Source organism: Vibrio sp. 1874, assembly GCF_033344395.1.
GTDB classification, from domain to species: Bacteria; Pseudomonadota; Gammaproteobacteria; order Enterobacterales; family Vibrionaceae; genus Vibrio; species Vibrio alginolyticus.
In genome coordinates, this window is record NZ_JAWPOR010000194.1 from 1 (window position 1) to 1,023 (window position 1,023).

The 1,023-nt window shown below is 46.9% G+C and carries 1 pseudogene; it reads right to left on the reverse strand.

The features are described 5' to 3' along the window. Positions 1–1,023, reverse strand: a pseudogene (gene vmeK / locus R8N46_RS25555) (multidrug efflux RND transporter permease subunit VmeK); the annotation flags it as partial.

Consider the following 1,023-nt stretch of genomic DNA (forward strand, 5'->3'; position numbering starts at 1 on the left):
GTGGTAGCTTTTAGTTCTTCAGTGATCGTTTTGACTTTACGACGATATTGCCAATCCACAGGAGTTATTTGAATCTGACCGATTTCGTCACCATTATCGCTCGATCCAGTGCGAGTGTAGACACTTTCAAACTCATCATGACCCAGCATGACCTTTTCAATTTCTCGCATTACGATATCTTTCTCATTAATGGAAAGATCCCCGTAAGAGCGTACTTTTACGGTGAAAAATGGCGGGTCGACTTCAGGGAAAAACTCAGCTCCTAACCCCGCTTTACTGTAAGTAAATCCAACACCACCCGCCAGCAATACCGCGCTCAGCAGCACTTTCCAAGGATGTTGAATCGCTACAAACAAGGTTTTGTAATAAAGCTTGGTAATTCCTGTCGCTTTCTCAAAGTTTCCGTTGTGCAACGCCACCATTTCTTGTTGGGCTTTAGGATTGATAACCTGAGGTTTACCAATAATGCCGCCAATAACAGGCACAAATAGCAAAGCCATCACCAATGACGCCGCTAACGTCGCGATTAGCGTTAACGGTAAGTACTTCATAAACTCACCGGTAATATCCGGCCAAAAAAGAAGCGGAGCAAATGCCGCCAACGTAGTCGCGGTAGAGGCGGTGATCGGCCATGCCATGCGTTTGGCTGCGTCTCGGTATGCCTCTTTACGCGGCGTGCCTTCTTGCATTCTCCGATCGGCAAACTCAGTGACGACGATTGCACCATCCACCAGCATGCCGACCGCCATGATTAAGGCAAACAGCACCACGATGTTTACGGTAAGACCAAAAACAGAGAGAACTAACAGCCCCGTTAAGAAAGATCCTGGAATAGAGATCCCAACCAACAATGCCGTTCTTACCCCCAAGATCGCGATAATAACGATGACCACCAAAATGATTGCCGAGAGAATGTTGTTTTGCAGATCACTAAGCATCAGCTTAACATCATCCGACTGATCCCAAGTGTATTTCACCTGCAAATTACTTGGCCACTCTGCTCGCAGTTGCCCTTGGGCAATC